General features: G+C 62.8%; 19 protein-coding genes, 1 tRNA gene and 1 pseudogene. 10 read left to right on the top strand and 11 right to left on the bottom strand.

Annotated elements, in window-relative coordinates:
- The first annotated feature begins 207 nt into the window (after positions 1-207).
- The 4 genes from ACG33_RS09175 (at position 208) to cysG (ending at position 4226) form a co-directional block, all read left to right on the top strand.
- On the top strand, positions 208-531 hold the full coding sequence (locus ACG33_RS09175) for a FeoA family protein (protein WP_066920577.1): 324 nt from the start codon (positions 208-210) through the stop codon (positions 529-531).
- Positions 528-2399 (top strand): ferrous iron transporter B, encoded by a 1872-nt coding sequence (gene feoB, locus ACG33_RS09170; protein WP_066920575.1) that lies wholly within the window; start codon positions 528-530, stop codon positions 2397-2399. Before ACG33_RS09175 ends, feoB begins: the two co-directional genes overlap by 4 nt.
- 3 nt (positions 2400-2402) lie before the next feature.
- Entirely contained in the window at positions 2403-2657 is a 255-nt protein-coding gene (locus ACG33_RS09165; RefSeq protein WP_066920573.1) for a hypothetical protein, read from the top strand.
- Positions 2658-2780: 123 nt separating this feature from the next.
- Complete coding sequence (cysG, locus tag ACG33_RS09160; protein WP_066920572.1) at positions 2781-4226, top strand: siroheme synthase CysG; 1446 nt, start codon at positions 2781-2783, stop codon at positions 4224-4226.
- Here the strand turns inward: cysG and ACG33_RS09155 are convergent.
- The 8 genes from ACG33_RS09155 to ACG33_RS09120 form a co-directional block, all read right to left on the bottom strand.
- Positions 4198-5790 (bottom strand): nitrite reductase, encoded by a 1593-nt coding sequence (locus ACG33_RS09155; RefSeq protein WP_083536645.1) that lies wholly within the window; start codon positions 5788-5790, stop codon positions 4198-4200. The genes cysG and ACG33_RS09155 overlap by 29 nt on opposite strands.
- A complete protein-coding gene (gene nirJ / locus ACG33_RS09150; protein ID WP_066920569.1) occupies positions 5787-6929 on the bottom strand; it encodes a heme d1 biosynthesis radical SAM protein NirJ in 1143 nt (380 codons plus the stop codon). The genes ACG33_RS09155 and nirJ overlap by 4 nt, the downstream gene beginning before the upstream one ends.
- Before the next feature lie 2 nt (positions 6930-6931).
- On the bottom strand, positions 6932-7420 hold the full coding sequence (gene ahbB, locus ACG33_RS09145) for a siroheme decarboxylase subunit beta (protein ID WP_066920567.1): 489 nt from the start codon (positions 7418-7420) through the stop codon (positions 6932-6934).
- Entirely contained in the window at positions 7420-7863 is a 444-nt protein-coding gene (locus ACG33_RS09140) for an Lrp/AsnC family transcriptional regulator (RefSeq protein ID WP_066920565.1), read from the bottom strand. The genes ahbB (ACG33_RS09145) and ACG33_RS09140 overlap by 1 nt, the downstream gene beginning before the upstream one ends.
- Position 7864: 1 nt before the next feature.
- The gene (gene ahbB, locus ACG33_RS09135) at positions 7865-8854 is read right to left on the bottom strand and encodes a siroheme decarboxylase subunit beta (protein WP_066920563.1); all 990 of its coding nucleotides are present in this window, start codon (positions 8852-8854) and stop codon (positions 7865-7867) included.
- Positions 8855-8860: 6 nt separating this feature from the next.
- The gene (locus ACG33_RS09130) at positions 8861-10030 is read right to left on the bottom strand and encodes a cytochrome D1 domain-containing protein (RefSeq protein WP_083536642.1); all 1170 of its coding nucleotides are present in this window, start codon (positions 10028-10030) and stop codon (positions 8861-8863) included.
- Positions 10030-10377 (bottom strand): c-type cytochrome, encoded by a 348-nt coding sequence (locus ACG33_RS09125; protein WP_083536641.1) that lies wholly within the window; start codon positions 10375-10377, stop codon positions 10030-10032. The genes ACG33_RS09130 and ACG33_RS09125 overlap by 1 nt, the downstream gene beginning before the upstream one ends.
- Before the next feature lie 122 nt (positions 10378-10499).
- Positions 10500-11198, bottom strand: coding sequence for a glutamine amidotransferase (locus ACG33_RS09120; RefSeq protein ID WP_066920558.1), 699 nt, complete (start codon positions 11196-11198; stop codon positions 10500-10502).
- Between the two features lie 261 nt (positions 11199-11459).
- On the opposite strand from ACG33_RS09120, the gene ACG33_RS09115 reads away from it, so the two are divergent.
- Positions 11460-12929, top strand: coding sequence for a catalase (locus ACG33_RS09115; RefSeq protein ID WP_066920556.1), 1470 nt, complete (start codon positions 11460-11462; stop codon positions 12927-12929).
- Between the two features lie 107 nt (positions 12930-13036).
- Positions 13037-13792 (top strand): glucose 1-dehydrogenase, encoded by a 756-nt coding sequence (locus ACG33_RS09110; protein WP_066920554.1) that lies wholly within the window; start codon positions 13037-13039, stop codon positions 13790-13792.
- On the opposite strand, the gene ACG33_RS09105 is transcribed toward ACG33_RS09110, so the two are convergent.
- Positions 13785-15350 (bottom strand): FadD3 family acyl-CoA ligase, encoded by a 1566-nt coding sequence (locus ACG33_RS09105; RefSeq protein ID WP_066920552.1) that lies wholly within the window; start codon positions 15348-15350, stop codon positions 13785-13787. The genes ACG33_RS09110 and ACG33_RS09105 overlap by 8 nt on opposite strands.
- Positions 15351-15739: 389 nt before the next feature.
- Here ACG33_RS09105 and ACG33_RS16120 point away from each other — a divergent pair, with 389 nt between their 5' ends.
- From ACG33_RS16120 to ACG33_RS16535, 4 genes and pseudogenes are all read left to right on the top strand, one after another.
- Positions 15740-15910 carry a hypothetical protein gene (locus tag ACG33_RS16120; protein ID WP_157071733.1) on the top strand — a complete coding sequence of 57 codons (171 nt, stop codon included), beginning with the start codon at positions 15740-15742 and terminating at the stop codon, positions 15908-15910.
- Positions 15911-15973: 63 nt separating this feature from the next.
- Complete coding sequence (locus ACG33_RS09100) at positions 15974-16270, top strand: type II toxin-antitoxin system RelE/ParE family toxin (RefSeq protein ID WP_066920550.1); 297 nt, start codon at positions 15974-15976, stop codon at positions 16268-16270.
- 13 nt (positions 16271-16283) lie between these two features.
- On the top strand, positions 16284-16592 hold the full coding sequence (locus tag ACG33_RS09095) for a HigA family addiction module antitoxin (protein WP_066920548.1): 309 nt from the start codon (positions 16284-16286) through the stop codon (positions 16590-16592).
- A gap of 58 nt (positions 16593-16650) precedes the next feature.
- Positions 16651-17176 (top strand): annotated as a pseudogene (locus ACG33_RS16535) (recombinase family protein); the annotation flags it as partial.
- A 230-nt stretch (positions 17177-17406) separates the two neighbouring features.
- Here the strand turns inward: ACG33_RS16535 and ACG33_RS09085 are convergent.
- Positions 17407-17498: transfer RNA gene (locus ACG33_RS09085), tRNA-Ser, on the bottom strand.
- A 151-nt stretch (positions 17499-17649) separates the two neighbouring features.
- Positions 17650-18528 (bottom strand): 4-hydroxy-tetrahydrodipicolinate synthase, encoded by an 879-nt coding sequence (dapA, locus tag ACG33_RS09080; protein WP_066920546.1) that lies wholly within the window; start codon positions 18526-18528, stop codon positions 17650-17652.
- Positions 18529-18800: the final 272 nt, after the last annotated feature.

The raw sequence follows: 18800 nt of genomic DNA, 5'->3' as shown, positions 1-18800 counted from the left end.
GGCTCCCGGTATCGGTCCGGCCTTCGCCTGATTTTGTCTTGCTCTTGCTCTGATCTTGCCGGTCGCCGGTAGAACCCCCTTGCTGGGTCGATCCCTGGGGCCGGAATCCCAGGGGGCAGGGCGGGGATGCAGCCGCAGGTGCAAGCGGCTTGAAAAAGAATCATAATTGAGAACGTTTCTCATTATGAATCAGGTCATCCACTCCAAATGAGCCGCTACCTTGGCAATGATGAGTCCGTCCTCGGCGAGACGGATGGCTGCACCTTTCCGCTCGGTAATGTCGAGGTAGGCCAGAGGGTCGTCGTCCGCGAGGTCCGTTGCGGAATCTTCGCGAACGAGGATGGGAATATAGGGTTGCGATTGGTGGAACTCGGTTTCGTCGCAGGAGAGTTCCTGCGGGTGGTGGCCCAAGGGCATCCGGGGCGCGAACCGATCGCCGTGCGTGTCGGCAATACCACTTTTGCACTGCGTCGTTTCGAAGCCGACCATGTGCTGGTTGCGCTCGCACCTGAAACCGATATCCGTTCATGAGCGCTCCGATTCAGACGGGACTTCGTGTCGCGTTGCTGGGCAATCCCAACTGCGGCAAGACCGCGCTGTTCAACCTACTGACGGGAAGCCGGCAGAAGGTTGCCAACTACGCCGGTGTCACCGTGGAGCGCAAGGAAGGCCTGCTCGATACGCCGCAGGGGCAGCGCGTCCGGGTCGTGGATCTGCCGGGCGCCTATAGCCTGAACCCGCTGAGTCAGGACGAGGTCATCACGCGCGATGCCATCCTTGGCAAGCTCGACGAACCGCGGCCGGATTTGCTGATATGTGTCACCGACGCGACCAATCTGCGTCTTAATCTGCGTCTGGTCGTGGAAGTGAAGCGGCTGGGCCTGCCGACGGTTCTGGCGCTGAACATGACCGATGTGGCCCGGCGTCGCGGCGTGGAAATCGATATCGACGCGCTCGAGAGGGAACTCGGCATTCCAGTGGTGCGGACCGTCGCCGTGCGGCGGGGCGGGGCAGATGATCTGGTGCGCCTGATCCAGGAACATCTTTCCGACCGGCCGATCGCCGCTCGAGCATGGACCGCCTCGGATGTGGCCGGCGTGGCGGAGACGCAGCGTGAGGTCCGGCGCATCCTTGCCGCCGCGGTGCGCGAACCGGCGAGCGGCATGCGCGTGGACGACGCACTGGACCGCATCGTGATGCATCCGGTCTGGGGTTTCGCGATCCTTGCTGCGACTTTGTTCCTGATGTTCCAGTCGGTGTTCGCCTGGGCGCAGCTGCCGATGGGCTGGATCGAGGCGGGTATAGAGATGACGGGCGCATTGCTCAATGCATGGATGCCGGACGGCATCCTGCGCAGCCTGCTGGTCGATGGAATCGTCGCCGGGGTGGGGAGCGTGCTGATTTTCCTGCCGCAGATCCTGATCCTGTTCATGTTCATTCTCGCCCTGGAGGACTCGGGCTATCTGCCGCGCGCCGCTTTCATGCTGGATCGCGTCATGGGCACCGTGGGATTGTCTGGCCGCTCCTTCATTCCGCTGCTGTCCAGTTTCGCCTGTGCGGTGCCGGGAATCATGGCCACGCGTCATATCGGCAATTGGCGCGATCGGCTCACCACGATCATGATCGCACCCCTGACGACCTGCTCTGCACGCCTGCCTGTCTATGCATTGATCATCGGCGCCTTCATTCCACAGCGAAAGGTGATGGGATTTCTCAATCTGCAGGGCGTCGTGCTGTTTACGCTGTACCTTGCAGGGATCGTCAGCGCGATGGCGGTGGCCTGGGTCCTCAAGGTCAGCTCGGGGCGCACGCTGCTGCACCCGCTGATGATGGAGCTGCCATCGTACCGCTGGCCCAATCTGCGCAACCTGTTCATCGGACTGCTGGAGCGCGCGAAAATCTTCCTGATGCGCGTCGGCACCATCATCCTGTCACTGTCGATCCTGCTCTGGTTTCTCGCCTCGTATCCGGCACCGCCGCCCGAGGCCACCGGAGCGGCGATCCAATACAGCCTCGCGGGGATGCTTGGACGCGCATTGGAGACGGTGCTGGCACCGATCGGCTTCAACTGGCAGATTTCGATCGCGCTGGTGCCGGGCTTCGCCGCGCGTGAAGTCGCAGTCAGTGCGCTGGGCACGGTCTACGCATTGTCGGCCACCGGTGACAACGTGGCGGAGCAGCTCACGCCCATGATCGCAGCGAGTTGGTCGGCGGCAACGGCCTATTCCCTGCTCGCGTGGTACGTGTTTGCGCCACAGTGTATTTCGACCTTGTCGATCGTGAAGCGGGAAACCAACTCGATTCGCTATCCCTTGCTGATGGCGGGCTACTTGTTTGCGCTCGCCTACCTGGCGTCGTTCCTGACCTATCGCATCGCGCTTGCATTCACGGGAGCTTGAATCATGCAGCACCTGCTTGTCTCGCTGATCGTTGCCGCCGCCGCCGGGTATGCCGCATGGCAGCTCATGCCGCGGATGTTGCGCCGCTGGTTGATCGCCCGAATGATGATCCTCGTCCCCTCATGCAGCGCCTGGCTGGCCGACTTGGCGGTCAACGCCGAAAACAGCGGTTGCCGCAGTTGCAAGGGATGTGCCGCCGGTTTGCAGACAGCTGCTTCACAAGACCGTGCGGGTATCGATGTGCATCGCCGCGGCTGAAGCCCGGTGGCCGCGCGGAATGATCCGGCGGCAGGATGATCGAAACACTTTCCGGGCGATGAGCAGACTCCCGCGGCTTCGGCTCCGTGCAGAGCGGGGCTGGAGTCATGGGTATAATGCGCAATGGATTTTCTCCCCATCTTCCTCAAGATTCGCGGCGAGCGCTGCCTGGTCGTCGGCGGCGGCACCGTAGCCGCCCGCAAGGTCGGCGTACTGCATGAATGCGGTGCGCAGGTGACGGTGGTGTCCCCGGGACTGGGTGAAACCCTCACTCGGGAAAAATCGGCCGGCCGTATCGAGCACATTGCTGCTCTGTTCGCCGAGACGCATCTGGCCGGCGCCCTGGCGGTGGTTGCTGCCACCGACGAGCGGGCCGTCAACGAATCGGTCTATCGTGCCGCCAAGGCTCGCGGCATCCCGGTGAATGTCGTCGATGCGCCGGACCTGTGCTCCTTCATCTTCCCTTCCATCGTGGATCGTTCGCCGCTGGTGGTGGCGATTTCCACGGGCGGAACCTCACCGGTTCTGGCGCGGTTGATGCGGGCACGACTCGAGACACTGATTCCTGCCGCCTACGGGCGGCTGGCAGCGATGGCAGGGCGTTTCCGTAGTCAGCTCGGCGAGCGGTTCACTCACCTGGCGCAGCGGCGCATCTTCTGGGAACACGCCCTGCAGGGGCCTTTTGCCGATATGGTGCTGGCGGGCAAGGAAAAGGAGGCTCAGGCCTGGCTGGAGCGCGAACTGGCCGGCGCGCAGGACCAGCAGCCGCGCGGGGAGGTCTATCTGGTAGGCGCCGGTCCCGGCAACCCCGATCTGCTCACCTTCCGAGCATTGCGGCTCATGCAGCAGGCGGACGTCGTGGTGCACGACCACCTGGTCACAGCGGCCATCGTGGATTTATGCCGGCGCGACGCCCAGCGCATCTATGTGGGAAAACAGCGCGACAAACACACGCTGCGCCAGGAAGAGATCAACGAGCTGCTGGTGAAGCTCGCTCGGGAGGGCAAGCGTGTGCTGCGCCTGAAAGGAGGCGATCCTTTCATTTTTGGCCGCGGGGGCGAGGAGATCGAGACCCTGACCGCTCACGGCGTACGCTTCGAAGTCGTGCCGGGCGTCACGGCGGCTGCAGGAGTGGCTTCCTATGCGGGTATTCCGCTGACTCACCGCGATTATTCCCACGCCTGTGTCTTCGTCACTGGACATCTCAAGGACGGCAGCATGGATCTGGACTGGCCGGCACTGGCACGCCCCGGCCAGACGGTGGTGGTCTACATGGGTCTGCTCGGCCTGCCCTTGCTCTGCCGTCAGTTGATAGCCCACGGCCTGCCGGCAGACTGGCCGGCCGCCATCGTGCAGCAGGGCACCACTTATCGCCAGCGTGTGATCACCGGCACCCTGGAGACCTTGCCTGCGCGTGCCAGCGAGGCACAGGTGCGGCCGCCCACGCTGATCATCGTCGGCGAGGTGGTGAAGCTGCACGACAAGCTGCAGTGGTTCAAGCCGGAGCAGGCGCTGGATAACGCGGCGTTGGCGGCCAGGATCAGTGGCTGGTGCCCTCGGAACGGGTGATCTTGTTCCAGACGTTGTATTTGCCGACCGGCTTCTTCGCCGGGATGCGCTTGACTTCTTTCAGCGTTGAGGCGTCGAAGACGATGATCGCGCCGTCGTCCTCCCACAGGCTGGCCAGGGCATATTTACCGTCGCGGGTGAATTCGATGTGAGTCAGCGTCTTGCCCGGCACGGGTGTGAGCCGAGCGGCGACTTCCAGCGTTTCCTTGTCGATCACCGTCAGCGTGTCCTTGTGCTCACGGCTCATCATGGAGTCCACCCAGGCGTAGCGTGAGTTCTCGTGGCTGCGCATGAAGAAGCCGGGGCCGGGCGTGCCGATCTGCTTGATGGTCTTCCAGTTCTGCATATCGATGACACTGACCACACCTTCCTTCAGGTTGGGCGTCGCCATGATGCGGCGGCCCTGCCAGGTCCAAGTGATGCCGGAACCCAGGTGCGGCATGCCCGGCAGGTCGAGCGTGGCAACGCTGCGGCGCCCGTCCAGGTGCACCACCTGTCCTTTGCCGCCCTGGGAGGTGCCCATGATTTGGTCGTAGTCCTGGGTGAAGAAGAAATCATCGAGGTAGTCGTTGAGGTCGGTGCGCCGCGGGTTGAGGAAGCCGGGGATGAAGGCACCTTCGCGGTATCGGAAGTCATGCGTCATGCCGGTGGGAATCTCCGGCGCCTGTGGGTCGTAGCTCAGCTCCCAGACTTCCTTGACGTCCTTGAGCGCAGCTACGAAGCTGCTGCGCGGGAAAGCGTCGTAGACGGCGGAGACGCGCGAGGTATGTCTGCCGTCCTTGTCGCGCACGATATGCACTTTGACCGGATTGAGATCGGCGTCGAGGATGACGAGGGTATGCGGCAGATAGTTGGCGACGGCAAGGTACTTGCCATCGCCGGAGACGGCAGCGTTGCGCGTATTGATGCCGGCGCGTACTTCGGCCACCAGCTTCAGATTCCAGAGATCAAACTTGGAGATCCAGCCATCGCGCGAGGCAAAGAAGACATAGCGTCCGTCCGGCGTGAATTTCGGTCCGCCATGCAGGGCGAAGCGCGAGGGAAACCGGTGAATCGGCTCAAGCTTGTCGCCGTCGAGAATGGTGACGTGGTGATCTCCGCCCTCGACCACGATGAAGAGATTCATCGGATCGGTGGAGAACTGCGGCTCGTCGGGTAATGTGCCGGGTGCATGATGCACGGTGCGCGAGGCACGGATCTCTTTCTCGCCCCACTGCGGCATGGGAATCGCGGTATACAGGTAGTCGGTGAGCTGCCCGATCTCCTCGGGCTCGAGCACGTCCCCGAAGGGCGGCATTTGCGCGGTGGGCCGCCCGTCGCGGATCATTGCCGCGGCGGCATTGCGACTCAGGCGCGAGAGATTCTCCGGCAGCAGTGCTGGTCCCATCAGGCCGAAGCGGTCCGCGCCGTGGCACTCGGCGCAGTAGCTGCGATACAGCTTGGCGGCCGGCTGCGCCGCGTCGGGAAAGGCCTGGGTCACTGGCAACGCACAGAGTATGAAACACGCGACACGGGCCAGCGCGAGGAGGCTGCCGCAAGGGCCATGATGAATGCCGTCTTTCATTTCAGTCCGATTTCATCGTTGCTGAGGTAGCAGCCCGGATCTTCCGACCATGGATCGCCCGTGAGCTGCTGGGCGCGTACGCGGGTGTTGCCATTGCAGATATCGAAGTAGGCGCAGGCGCCACAGCGGCCGCCGACCTTGCGCGGCCTGGCCTTGAGGCCGGCCATGATCGGGTCGGAGACATCCGTCCAGATCTGCGAGAATGACCGCTCGCGCACGTTGCCGATCGTGTGGTGCCACCACATGGTGTCGGGGTGCACGTTGCCGAGGTTATCGATGTTGGCGACGTTCACTCCCGAGGAGTTTCCGCCCCACTGCGCAAGCTTGGCGCGGAGGTGTGCGACACGATCGGGAAAGCGCTTTGCCACCCAGAACAGGAAGTACACGCCGTCGGCATCGTTGTTGCCGGTGGTGAATTCCTTGTCCAGGCCGCGGCGCCGATAGTCCCAGCAGGTATCGAACAGCAGTTCCATGGCCTGACGTGTCAGCAGGTGGTTAGCGTCCTCCTTGCGGTTCCTGTTGCCGCGGCCGGCATAGTTGAGGTGGGAGAAGTAGAAGCGGTCGATGCCCTCGTGCTCGACGAGGGCGAGCAGATTGGGCAGATCATGGGCGTTGCCCTGGGTCATGGTGAAGCGCACACCGATCTTCAAGCCCGCATCGCGACAAAGACGGATGCCGGCCAGCGACTTCTCGAAGGCACCTTGCATGCGGCGAAACTTGTCGTGGGTTTCCCCGATGCCGTCGAGACTCACGCCGACGTAGTTGAAGTCGGCCTCGGCGATACGTTCGATATTGGCTGCGTCGATCAGCGTGCCGTTGGAGGACAGGCCGATATAGAAGCCCATGTCCCTGGCGCGCCGCGCGATATCGAAGATATCGGCACGCAGCAGCGGCTCGCCGCCGGAGAGGATCAGTACCGGCACACCGAAGCGCTTCAGGTCGTCCATCACGGCATAGACCTCCTGCGTGGAGAGCTCTCCCTCGAAGTCCTTGTCGGCGGAGATCGAGTAGCAGTGCTTGCAGGTGAGGTTGCAGCGGCGGATCAGGTTCCAGATCACCACCGGACCCGGCGGCCCGCGCGTCGGGCCGAGCGGCGTGGGATGTGCGAGTTCCTGCATGTATTGCGAGATTCTGAACATGATCAATTGCCGATGCGCAGGCCGGTCTTCTTGAGAATACGGCTGCTGTAGAGCACGTCGTGGGCGCGGCAGCTCGTACCGAGCAGCATCGCGATCTGTTTCATCTGCGCCTCGACCTCGTCGCGGCTTTTGCCGTGCACCATGGCGAACAGGTTGTAGGGCCACAGCGGCAGGGCGCGCGGGCGATGGTAGCAGTGGGTGACGAAGGGTAGCCGGCCGATGGCTTCGCCGAGCGAGTCGATGCATTCATCCGCGACGTCCCACACACTCATGCCGTTGGCGCTGTAGCCCAGGGCGTAGTGGTTGGGGACGGCACCGATGCGGCGGATGACGCCGGCCGCCAGCAGGCGGGTGAGACGTGCCATCACATCCTCTGGCGTTAGGCCGAGTTGCGCCGCGAGCGCGTGGTAGGGCCGCGGCACCAGCGGTAAGCCGCCCTGGGTCGCTACGATCAGGCGATGGTCTTCGGCATCCAGTGTCGAGGTTTCCATCAGGCGGCCAGATTCATTCCCACGAAATACTCTTTCAACTTCGGAAAGGCATGGACCTTCAGTCCTGTTGCAGCCTCGATCTTGTCGATCGCAGCGGGAATGCCGGCCGGAATTTCGGTGGCCAGAACGAACCACATATTGAGGGTATGCTCGCGCCGGTAGTTGTGCGCCACCTCGGGGAGGGCGTTCACTTGCCCGGCCACATGTTCATAGTCGGCCTCCGGTACGGCGAGTGCGGCCAGCACCAGGGCGCCGCCCATCCGCTCGGCATGATACATCGGGCCAAAGCGCGTCAGGATCCGCGTCTCGAGCATGCGCTGGAGGCGCGTTATCAGATCGACCTCGGTCAGCTCGAGCGCCGACGCGGCCTCCCGGTAAGGTGCCTCGCAAATCGGAAAGCCTCCCTGCAGAGCGTTGATGATGCGCCGATCGGTCTCATCCATGTCATTCATGAGTAGTGGCTCCGGCGACATAACGGGCGCCGCGCTGCTTGAAGCGTAGACGGGAAAACAAGACGGCGTGCGGATAACGCTCGAGGTCGAGCCGCCGACGCAGATCCTCCACGGCGCGCTCGACGACGTTGCGGTCGCGGCCATGGATCATGCAGAACAGGTTGTAGGGCCATTGCGGCAGGTGGCGGCGGCGCTTATAGCACAGCGTCACCTCCGGCGCGGCGGCGAGCAGGCTGCCGGCGCGGTTCGCCTCCGCGTCCGGCAGATCCCACACCACCATCGCGTTAGCCGTGTAGCCGAGCTCGTGATGGCGAACGACGATGCCGAATCGCTTGAGGAGGCCGTCGCGGCGCCAGTGCTCGAGGGTGGCGATTACCGCCTGCTCGTCCATGCCCGCCTGCGCGCCGAGCCGGGCAAAGGGCTGCGGCACCAGTTCGATGCCATGCTGCAGCACGCCCATCAGCCGGTGCTCTGCCGCGGTCAGGGTGTGCAGATCGGTGGCTTCGATGCGGCGTCCGGCATGCGGCACCTTGCGTGCTCCGGCCAGATCGAAGCCAAGATCGATATAGAACTCATGCTCAAGCGGCAGCGAGATGACCCGGCAGCCGGTATCACGCTCGATGGCCGCCAGCACGCCGGCCAGTTGTGTCTCGTCGCGGGCATTGACAACGAACCACAGGTTGTAGCGGTGCTCCCGCTCGTAATTGTGATTGACCTCGGGCCGCGCACTGATGCTGGCAGCGATCTCCTCCAGCCGCCGCGCGGGCACGATCATCGCCGCCAGCGTGCTGGCACCGAGGCGGCGCGGCGCGAACACCGCGCCGACGCGGCTGACGATACCTGCGGCATGGAGCCGACGCAGCGCGGTGAGCACCGTTTCTTCCCCGGTGTCCAGGCACCGCGCAATCCCGGCGAAGGGCGCCGGATCCAATGGAAAGTTGCGCTGGAATTCGTTGATCAGGCGAAAATCGAGCGGGTCCATCGGCGCCTAGAAACCGATGCGCGCCGCGCGGGAGGTGAAAAAAATACCGGAGGGATTCAGCGCCGGCAGCTCGGTGAGCCGGGCGAAGCTGGTCGTGTCGAACACCACCACCCGGTCATCGTCGCGTGCTGAAATCCATACCTGTTCACCGCGTGGCGTAAATTCCATATGCAGCACAGCCTTGCCGGGCGCAAGTGTATGCACGACCTGCTGCGTCAGCGTATCGATGATCTGCACCTGGCTATAGTCGGGAAAGGCGAAGTTCACCCAAACCTGGCGTCCGTCGGGACGTGCCATGACGAACACCGGCTGGCCCTTCACCGGAATGCGGCCGACCTCCTGCCAGGTGGCGGTATCGACCACCAGCACCTCGTGTCTGCCGATGGCAGGCAAGTAGGCACGCCCGCCGGCCACCGACCAGCCGCGCAGGTGCGGCATCTTGAATACCGGCAGCTTCTCTGTGCCCTTGCCGTAGTCGGTGAGGATCTTCTTCACACCCAGCTCCGGACGCCACAGATCGAGTAGCGCCACGCCATCCTCACCGAAGAGCCCGGCCAGATAATGGCGCCCGTCCGGCGTGATCAGGCCATCGTAGGGTTGGCGGCCGATATCACGAAATTTCGTCACTTCCGGCTCGCGCGGCTTCGTCAGATCGACGATCCAGATCTCGCCGGCATCAAACAGTGCATAGACGAACTTGTTGCCCGGCATATCGGCCAGGCCCACGACCTTGGAGAACTGCTTGCCGTCTCCATAGGCGGCGGGGAGGTCGGCCAGGAGGTCGAGGGTGTCGGCATCGAACACCTTGATGCCGCCGGGCTCGTAGTTCTGGGCGATGACGAGGCGGCCGTCCTGGGAGATCGAGCCCCCGATGGAATTACCGGCCTGCATGATGCGCCGGACGATGCGGCGTTCCAGCAGATCCACCTTGGTCAAACCGCCATCGCGGCCGAAGACGTAGGCGTAACGGCCGTCGCGCGAGTATACGGCCGAGGCATGTGAGAGGTCCCCCAATCCCTCGACCCGGCCGAGGACGCTGCGCGCAGTCGTATCGATCACGGCAACGCTGCCGCTACCGCGCTCGATGACGATGCCGAGATCCCCCGTGCCGCGCAGGGCGGCAGTGGAGCAGGCGGACAGTAACAGGGCAACCAGCAGTGGAAACAAGGGGCGCATCAGCGACTCTCTTCGGGGAATCCGGTCATGAGCTGGCGCACGATCCAGTCGGCTTCGGCTTCGGTCAGAAAGGCATTCCAAGGCGGCATCGGCGTACCGGGCCGCCCGAACAGCACAGTATACCGGAGGAACTGTACGGATTTATCGCGCAGGGATTCGGGCAGCAGCGGCGGTCCGAGTCCGCCTTTGAGGGTGAATCCATGGCAGGCGCCGCAGTCCTGACGCACCATGCGCACCAGTTCGTGCGTCCGTTCGGCGGAGAGATCGATCCCGCAGGCCAGCGCCGGTACCAGCAGGAGCGCAATCAGGATGCGGACGCCGCGCGTCCGCCGGGTACGGTGTGCCATGTCACTTCATCGGGTCGTCGTACAACCGCAGCCTGCTTGCCGCAGCATCGGGTGGCGAGTATGCATAAAACCGCACCTTTGTCATCGTATACATGCCACTGCGTAACCGGTGATGCTTCGAGTCATGGCAGGAGATTATCCAGCCAGGCGTTCATGACGTCTTGCGCAACTGAGGTCAGATGAGGGCCATGTTGCCGAGCCTGCTCGCGCAGGTTTCGCGGATCGATGCCGGCCTGAAAAAGTTCGGCGGCATGGCCCACCAGCCAGCGTTCCATCCGTCCGGCTTCCGCTTCCAGGTGAAACTGCAGGCCCAGCGCGTTGCGGCCCGCGGCGAATGCCTGATTTCGGCCGATGACGGTGCTGGCCAACCATGTTGCTCCGGCTGGAATGTCGAACTGATCGCCATGCCAATGCAGGACAGGCGTATCGTCGAGGGATGCCAGCGGGGATCGCCAACCTTCGGCGGTCAGCTTCAGTGGGGCGAAGCCAATTTCCTTCACGCCCAGGGCACGAACCTCGGCGCCCAGCGCGCGTGCCATCAATTGCGCGCCCAGGCAGATGCCCAGAATCGGCCGGCCCGATGCCAAGCGGCGGCGCACGACGTCCAGCTCCGTCGCCAGAAAGGGGTAGAGCGCTTCGTCGAAGGCACCGATGGGGCCGCCCAGGACGATGAGAAGATCAGGTGCTTCGGCATCGAGCGCGGCCAGATCCTCGACCGGGGCCTCGACATAGCGGATGGTGGCGCCGCGCGCGCGCAGCGGCGCGGCGAGGCTGCCGAGATCCTCGAAGTGGACATGACGAAGAGCAGTAACGGTTCTCATGGAAGTCCTTTTCGCCACCGATAAGGAGCGGGGATGCGGACGCGGGTCCGGGTCCGGATTCGGATGGCGGCCGGCGCGTCGAACCCTGAAATATACTTGATCCGGTGACGCCTTCGGTATCCCCTTATCTATCGCTGCAAGGCGTTTTTATGCGGAGCTGCGTGCGATCGTATCTCGCGGGCCGCCGCAGACCTCCCGAATGTCATGTCATCCTGCTATAAGCCTGCGGCATCGGTTCAAAACCACGTGAGGAGACCTAACATGTCTGGATCGAACAAAAATGCGGGCGGTTCCACGATGGGCTCCGGCGCGCCGGCGCCAAGCGACCGTAACTCGCTGACGGTGGGTGCCAATGGTCCCATCCTGCTGCACGATGTGCATTTTCTAGAGCAAATGGCGCACTTCAATCGGGAGAAGGTGCCCGAGCGTCAACCCCATGCGAAGGGCTCGGGTGCGTTCGGAAACTTCAAAGTGACCGAGGACGTATCCCGTTTCACTAAGGCAGCCTTGTTCCGCAAGGGTGCCGTCACCGATGTGCTGGCACGGTTCTCGACGGTGGCCGGCGAGGCCGGCAGCCCCGATACCTGGCGCGATGTGCGCGGCTTTTCGCTGAAGTTCTACACCGATGAGGGCAATTACGATCTGGTCGGTAACAACACGCCGGTTTTCTTTATTCGTGATCCGATCAAGTTTCCGCACTTCATCCGCAGTCAGAAGCGGCTGCCTGACTCGGGCTTGCGCGACAACCATATGCAGTGGGACTTCTGGACCAGCAACCCGGAGACTGCCCACCAGGTGACCTATTTGATGGGTGAGCGCGGCCTGCCGCGCACCTGGCGGAATATGAATGGCTATGGTTCGCATACCTATATGTGGATCAACGCCAAGGGCGATAAATTCTGGGTGAAGTATCATTTCCATACTTGTCAGGGCATGGCCTTCTTCAGCAATGCCGAGGCGGCCGCCATGGCCGGTGCCGATGCTGATTTCCATCGTCGCGATTTGTTCGATGCCATCGCGCGCGGCGAGCATCCGGCCTGGGTGCTATCGGTCCAGGTCATGCCGTATGCGGATGCCAAGACCTATCGATACAATCCGTTCGATCTGACCAAGACCTGGCCGCACAAGGACTATCCGCTGATCAAGGTCGGTACGATGACCTTGAATCGCAATCCGGAAAACTTCTTTGCGCAGATCGAGCAGGCGGCATTCTCTCCCGGCAACACTGTCCCCGGCATCGGTCTGTCGCCCGACAAGATGCTTCTGGGGCGTGCCTTTGCCTATAACGACGCGCAGCGCAACCGTATCGGCACCAATTTCCATCAGCTGCCCGTCAACCGCCCCAAAGTCCCGGTCAACACCTACATGTTCGACGGTCAGATGGCGTACGAACACAGCGGCAACGCACCGGTGTATGCCCCCAACAGCGGCGGACGCAGCTGGGCCGACGAGACGGGACCGGCTGCCGAGGGTTGGGAAGTGGATGGCGACATGGTGCGCAGCGCCTACACCCTTCATGCCGAGGACGACGATTTCACCCAGGCGGGCATCCTGGTGCGCGAAGTGTTCAACGAGGATCAGCGGACCAAGCTTGTCGATCAGGTGGCGGGCAGCCTGCTCGGCGGGGTCCGTGAGCCCGTGCTTGGGCGTGCCTTCGCTTATTGGAAGAGCATCGATGCCGATATCGGACGTCGCATCGAGGAGAAGGTGCGCGCCGGCGGCGGTGCATAGTTCACCGCCGGGAGTGAACCGGGGGGCTGTGGGAAGCGTACGCCGGCGCTTCCCACGCCTCTAAAACGATTCCGTACGTCTGAAGCAATCATTTTTGGTAGAAACCCATGCGCAGGCTGGAAGGAAAAATTGCAATCGTCACGGGAGCGGTGCGCGGTATCGGGGCCAGCGTCGCGCGGTTGTTCGTGCAGGAAGGCGCCGCCGTGATGCTCACCGATATGCGTGATGAACTCGGCAGCGCACTTGCCGCGGAGCTCGGCTCCCAGGCCGCCTATACCCACCTCGATGTAGGTGAGGAGGCTGAATGGGCTGCAGTACTCGAGTTGACGCATCGGCGTTTCGGCGCGCCTACCATACTTGTCAACAACGCCGGTATTTTTCGCACGGAGCCGATCGAGTCGCTGTCGATGCAGGCCTACATGGAGGTGATCCGCACGAATCAGATCGGTGTCTTTCTCGGCATGCGCAGTTGTATCGCACCCATGCGCGAAGTAGGCGGTGGTGCAATCGTCAATATCTCCTCCGTCCAGGGGCTGGAGGGCATGAGGAATGGACTGGCCTACTGCGCCAGCAAGTTTGCCGTGACCGGCATGACCAGGACCGCCGCCATCGAGTTGGCCAAGTACCGCATCCGCGTGAATTCCGTGCATCCGGGACCGATCGCTACTTCGCTGGTGGCCGAAGCGCACGGCACGAGTGACATTGCAACTGCTACTGCCCACGAGCCTGGCGTCCCGATGAAGCGCTGGGGTCAACCCGAGGAAATTGCGGGTCTAGTACTTTACCTGGCTTCCGAGGAATCCTCCTACAGTACCGGTAGCGCCTTCCTGGCCGATGGCGGGCTGACCGCGGGACTCATGTAGCAAGCAGCTGGAATTTCTGCACCTTGCCTGCCGCGTTGGTCGGCAGGGCAGTAACGAATTCGACCTGACGCGGCACCTTGTAGTTCGCCATATTCTCGCGGCACCAGCCGATGAGCGCCGCCGTGTCGAGCTGCGCACCGCTGCGTAGTACAACGAAGGTCTTGCCGACCTCACCCATGCGCTCATCGGGTACGCCGATGACGGCGGCCTGTGCAATGGCCGGGTGCTCGCTCAGGATTTTCTCGATCTCGGCCGGGTAGCAGTTGAAGCCGCCGACGATGAACAGATCCTTCTTACGATCCGTGATACGCAGGAAGCCCGCCTCATCGAGCATGCCGATATCGCCCGTGTGCAGCCAGCCCTGCGCATCGATCGCCTCGCGTGTAGCTGCCGGGTCTTCAAAGTAGCCGCGCATCACGTTGAAGCCGCGTACCAGCACTTCACCCGGCTCCCCAACCGGCACTGCGCGCCCGTCATCGTCCACGCACTGCAGTTCGATCCCGGGAATCGGTTTACCGCAACTCTGCGCCACAAGTTCGTCGCTGGTGCCCGGCGGACAGATGGTGACTACCGGGGCCTCGGTGAGTCCATAGGCGGTGAGCACGGTCTGAAAGCCCAAAACTTTACGCATGCGTTCAATGAGGATGGGCGGTACGGTGGCCGCTCCCGTCACCGACAAGCGCAGCGAGGATAGATCGATCTTGCCGCAGGATTCGTGTGCCAGCATCGATTGGAACAGGGTCGGCGCTCCGGGCAGCACACTCACGCGGTCCGTAACGATACGCTGCATGACTTCGCCGGCATCGAACACCGCCACGGGTAGCATGGTGGCACCGCGCAGGAGACAGGCGAGCCAGCCCGATTTGTAACCGAAGGAATGAAAGAAGGGGTTGACGATCATATAGCGGTCGCCGGCACGCAGACCCACGGTGTCGCACCACGCCGCGAAAGTTCGCACCGTCGGACCGTGCGCACTCATGACGCCCTTCGGCTCACCAGTGGTGCCGGAGGTGAACAGCAGATCCGAGAGATCCTCCGGTCTGACGGCGTCGCGCGCGCCGAGTACCTGAGCGTCGGGAATATGTGCGCCGCGCATGAGGAAATCATTCCAGGATTTGCTGCCCGGTGCGCTACCTGCAAGTAGGACGGTGTGTTCGATGCCGGGCAGTTGTTCGTTGGCGAGCAGTTCCGGATAACGCACGCCGAGAAACTCTCCGACCGTGAGCAGGATCCGCGCCTGGCTGCGCCGCAGAATGTAGCCCGCCTCCTTGCCGCGCAGACGGGTGTTGAGCGGTACGATCACGCCGCCGGCCGTCTGCGCGCCGATCGCTGCCACGATCCACTCGGCGCTATTCGGCGCCCAGACCGCGACTCGATCACCCTTGCGCAGCCCGCAAGCCAGGAAGGCAGCGGCAGCCCGCAGGCATTCGCGCTCGAGTTCGTGGAAGCTCATCCGGCAATTCCCGTCCTCGAGCGCGCTGGCCTCACCGAACAGGCGCGCCGCACGTGCAACGGCAGCAGGAATGGTCAGCGCAAGATCGTGCTGTACAGTGCTCATTGGCAAAATATCCTTGTTCACCGAATCTAATTTATCCGTCTGCCGCATCCTTCTCCAAGCATTGCGCTCCCGACTCCCCGGCTTTCGTCCGCGATTATACAGCCTGGTTTGTGTGATTCTGAGCTCCGCCGACGGTCTTGCTTCAGAGCGATTCGTAGCCGGCAACATCCGTCGCAATTCCGACTTCTGTCCCTTGCTCAACTACCTCGGCTGTCTTCCTCCTGTGCCTTTCCCAACCTGCGTCAATGCTAAAAACAGTGTCAACCAGTCGGACGCCGAAGGGGGGTAACTTCAAGCCAGTGAAGATGAAACAGGACTAACTCACAAGCACCCAGATGGGTCACTTTTACTTCGGTGGTTTATGCCCATAGTGGGTCAATTTTCAATCGGTGTTGACATATCCGTGGCCATTCCCCGGCAGGCCGCCCAAGCACGACCTCAGCACATGGACCATCACCGACGACTGGCCCGATCCCGTTCCGGTCACACAAGCTGAGATCGAGGTGTTCGAGCGATGGTTCGGCGACCTGTTCGATGAATTGTTTGGCTCCGGCGCCTGAGTCATTTCCCCATTGCAATATGAGTTATAGAGTGGTACATATGCACAATATCGGAGTAAACCTGTGATCGTAGGCTTTCGGGACGGCTGGCTTCGGGCTTTCTTTGTGGATGATGTTCGTTCCCGCAACATCCCATCCGATCTTGAAGCCCGCTTGTTCCGCAAGCTCCAGATGATTGACGACGCCGTGACCGATCAGGACTTGCGCGTACCGCCCAGCAATCACTTCGAGAGGCTGCGCGGCAATCTCGCAGGTTTCCATTCGATCCGCGTCAACCAGCAATGGCGGTTGATCTTCCGCTGGGATGGTGAACGCGGCGAGGCAGACGGGATTTATCTGGACGATCACAGCTACCGATGAAAGCGAGGCAACCATGCTGACCACCAAGCGTAAGCCGGCGACTGTCGGCGAGATACTGACCGAAGAATTCATGCGGCCGATGGGGCTGACCCAGGGCGCGCTCGCCGAGGCGATGGGCGTCCAGCGCAAGCACGTCAACGAGCTATGCGGCAACCGCAGGAACGTGACGGCGGCGACGGCGCTGATCCTCGCCCGCGTGTTCGGCAACAGCCCGGACTTCTGGCTCAACGTGCAGCGGCGCAGCGATCTTTGGGAGGTGATGAACACGCCCAGGGAGCGCGAGCGGGTTGAGCGCGCGCGCCCCTTGCAGAACGCCGCTTGAGCGCGGCCATGCGGCTCGATGGTTCGGGCCGAGCCAGAATTGAGAAGGAGACATTGCCATGACCGTGCCCCTGCGCGCCGCCCTCTACCTGCGCGTTTCGACGGCGCGGCAGGCCGAGAGCATGATGTTTCCATTCCCGACCAGAAGCGGCAGGGCGAAGCCTATTGCGAGGCGCGCGGGCTGCAATTGGTCGAAACCTTCATCGAACCTGGCGCATCGGCGACCAATGACCGCCGCCCCGAGTTCCAGCGCATGATCGAAACCGGAACCAGCAAGCCCGTGCCCTTCGACGTGGTGGTGGTTCATTCGTTCAGCCGCTTCTTCCGCGATCACTTCGAGCTGGAGTTCTATGTCCGCAAGCTGGCGAAGAACGGCGTGAAGCTGGTTTCGATCCACAGGAAATGGGGGATGACCCCATGTACGTCATGATGCGGCAGATCATGGCGCTGTTCGATGAATACCAGTCCAAGGAGAACGCCAAGCACGTCATGCGCGCCTTGAAGGAGAATGCGCGGCAAGGCTTCTGGAACGGTTCGCTTCCTCCTATCGGCTATCGCACCGTCGACGCCGAGCGAGCGCAGGCCATGCTCCAGAACACCGGCCAGAAGGCCGTCACGCCTGAAATGCTGCGCAAGTTCGCTGCGACCGCCCGCGCCCGTATCCGGCTGGAAGGCGGCGACTATCGCCGCGACCACCTTCGCGCGCTCGCGCAGCGCGTCGAGGTCGCGGAGGGCGAGGTTCGCATCATGGGGTCGAAGTCCCGGCTGCTACAGACGCTCGTGGCGGGAAGTGGCGTAAACTCAGTGCCCTGAAGTGGCGGAGAGGGTGGGATTCGAACCCACGAACACCCGTGAAGATGTTACTGGAATTCCAGTCCAGCGCCTTCGACCACTCGGCCACCTCTCCGATGCACCGGCCCTGCGCAGGGTCGATGCTATTCACGGGCGCGAAGGTTACAGGTCGAGCGGCTTCCAAGCAAACGCTTCCGGGCAGCGGCTTCCAGACAAACGCTCCCAGGCAACCGCTCCCAGGTAGGCGTTCTCAGGGGCAACTGTTCTCAGGCAAATGCGATACCGGCGGAGCGCAGTCCGTCGATGACCGTTTCATAGTGCTGGCGCGATAGTGCCACCAGAGGCAGACGGATGCCGTCGGGGATCAGTCCTAGGCGGGCGGCGGCCCATTTGACCGGGATCGGGTTGGTTTCGACGAATAGAGCCTTATGCAGCTGTTGCAGGCCGGCATCCAGCCTGCGGGCTTCCTCGCGCCGGCCTGCCAGAGCCGCATCGACGACTGCACGCACCTGCCGCGGAGCCACATTGGCCGTCACGGAAATGACCCCCTGGTAACCTGCCAGGATGCTCTCGCAGGCGACCGGGTCATCGCCGCTGAACAATGCGATCCGCCCGCCGACTCTGGCCAGCAATTCGCGATTGCGCTCCAATGTCGGGGCTTCCTTCAGTCCGACGATGTTGGGGATGGCAGCCAGGCGTTCGACGGTTTCCGGCTTGATATCGCAGCAGGTCCGGCTGGGAACGTTATAGAGCACCAGGGGGATGTCGACGGTTTCTGCGATCTTGCGATAGTGCTGGTACAGGCCTTCCTGGGTGGGCTTATTGTAGTAGGGAGTCACCAGCAGGCAGGCATCCGCCCCTGCCTCCTTGGCCAGTTCGGTCAGCTCGATGGCTTCGCTCGTGGAGTTCGCTCCGGTGCCGGCGATCACCGGCAGGCGTTTGGCGGCGCGCAGGACGATCCGGCGTATCACGCCGATGTGCTCCTCGACACTCAAGGTCGGGGATTCTCCGGTGGTGCCGACGGCGACGATGCCGTTGGTGCCGTTGTCGACATGAAAATCGACCAGACGATCCAGCGCGTCGTCATCGACCGAGCCGTCCGTTCGCATCGGTGTAACGATCGCTACTATGCTGCCGCTGAACATGGAGATCCTTCACGTGGGAGTGGGGAGAATCCTACTGGCCGCACGCGGCAGGACGCAAGCTCGTCGGTGCAACGGCCCATGCCGCGTCTGCCGTCCGGGGGCGTATGTCCGCCCGAGGATGGGCGGTCCAAGCGCGCGCCGCGCGTACCGCCTGCTGGTCCGGGCTGCTGGCTGGCGCATGGCTGGTGCAGGGATCCGGCGCCCGGCGTATGACCGCATGGCTGGTACAGCGATCCTGCGGTGCAAGAATGTGCATTTTAAGTATCGGGTCG

The organism is Steroidobacter denitrificans, assembly GCF_001579945.1.
GTDB lineage: Bacteria > Pseudomonadota > Gammaproteobacteria > Steroidobacterales > Steroidobacteraceae > Steroidobacter > Steroidobacter denitrificans.
Note: the sequence above shows the minus strand (reverse complement) of the source record. Positions and strands in the feature narration are given on the sequence as shown.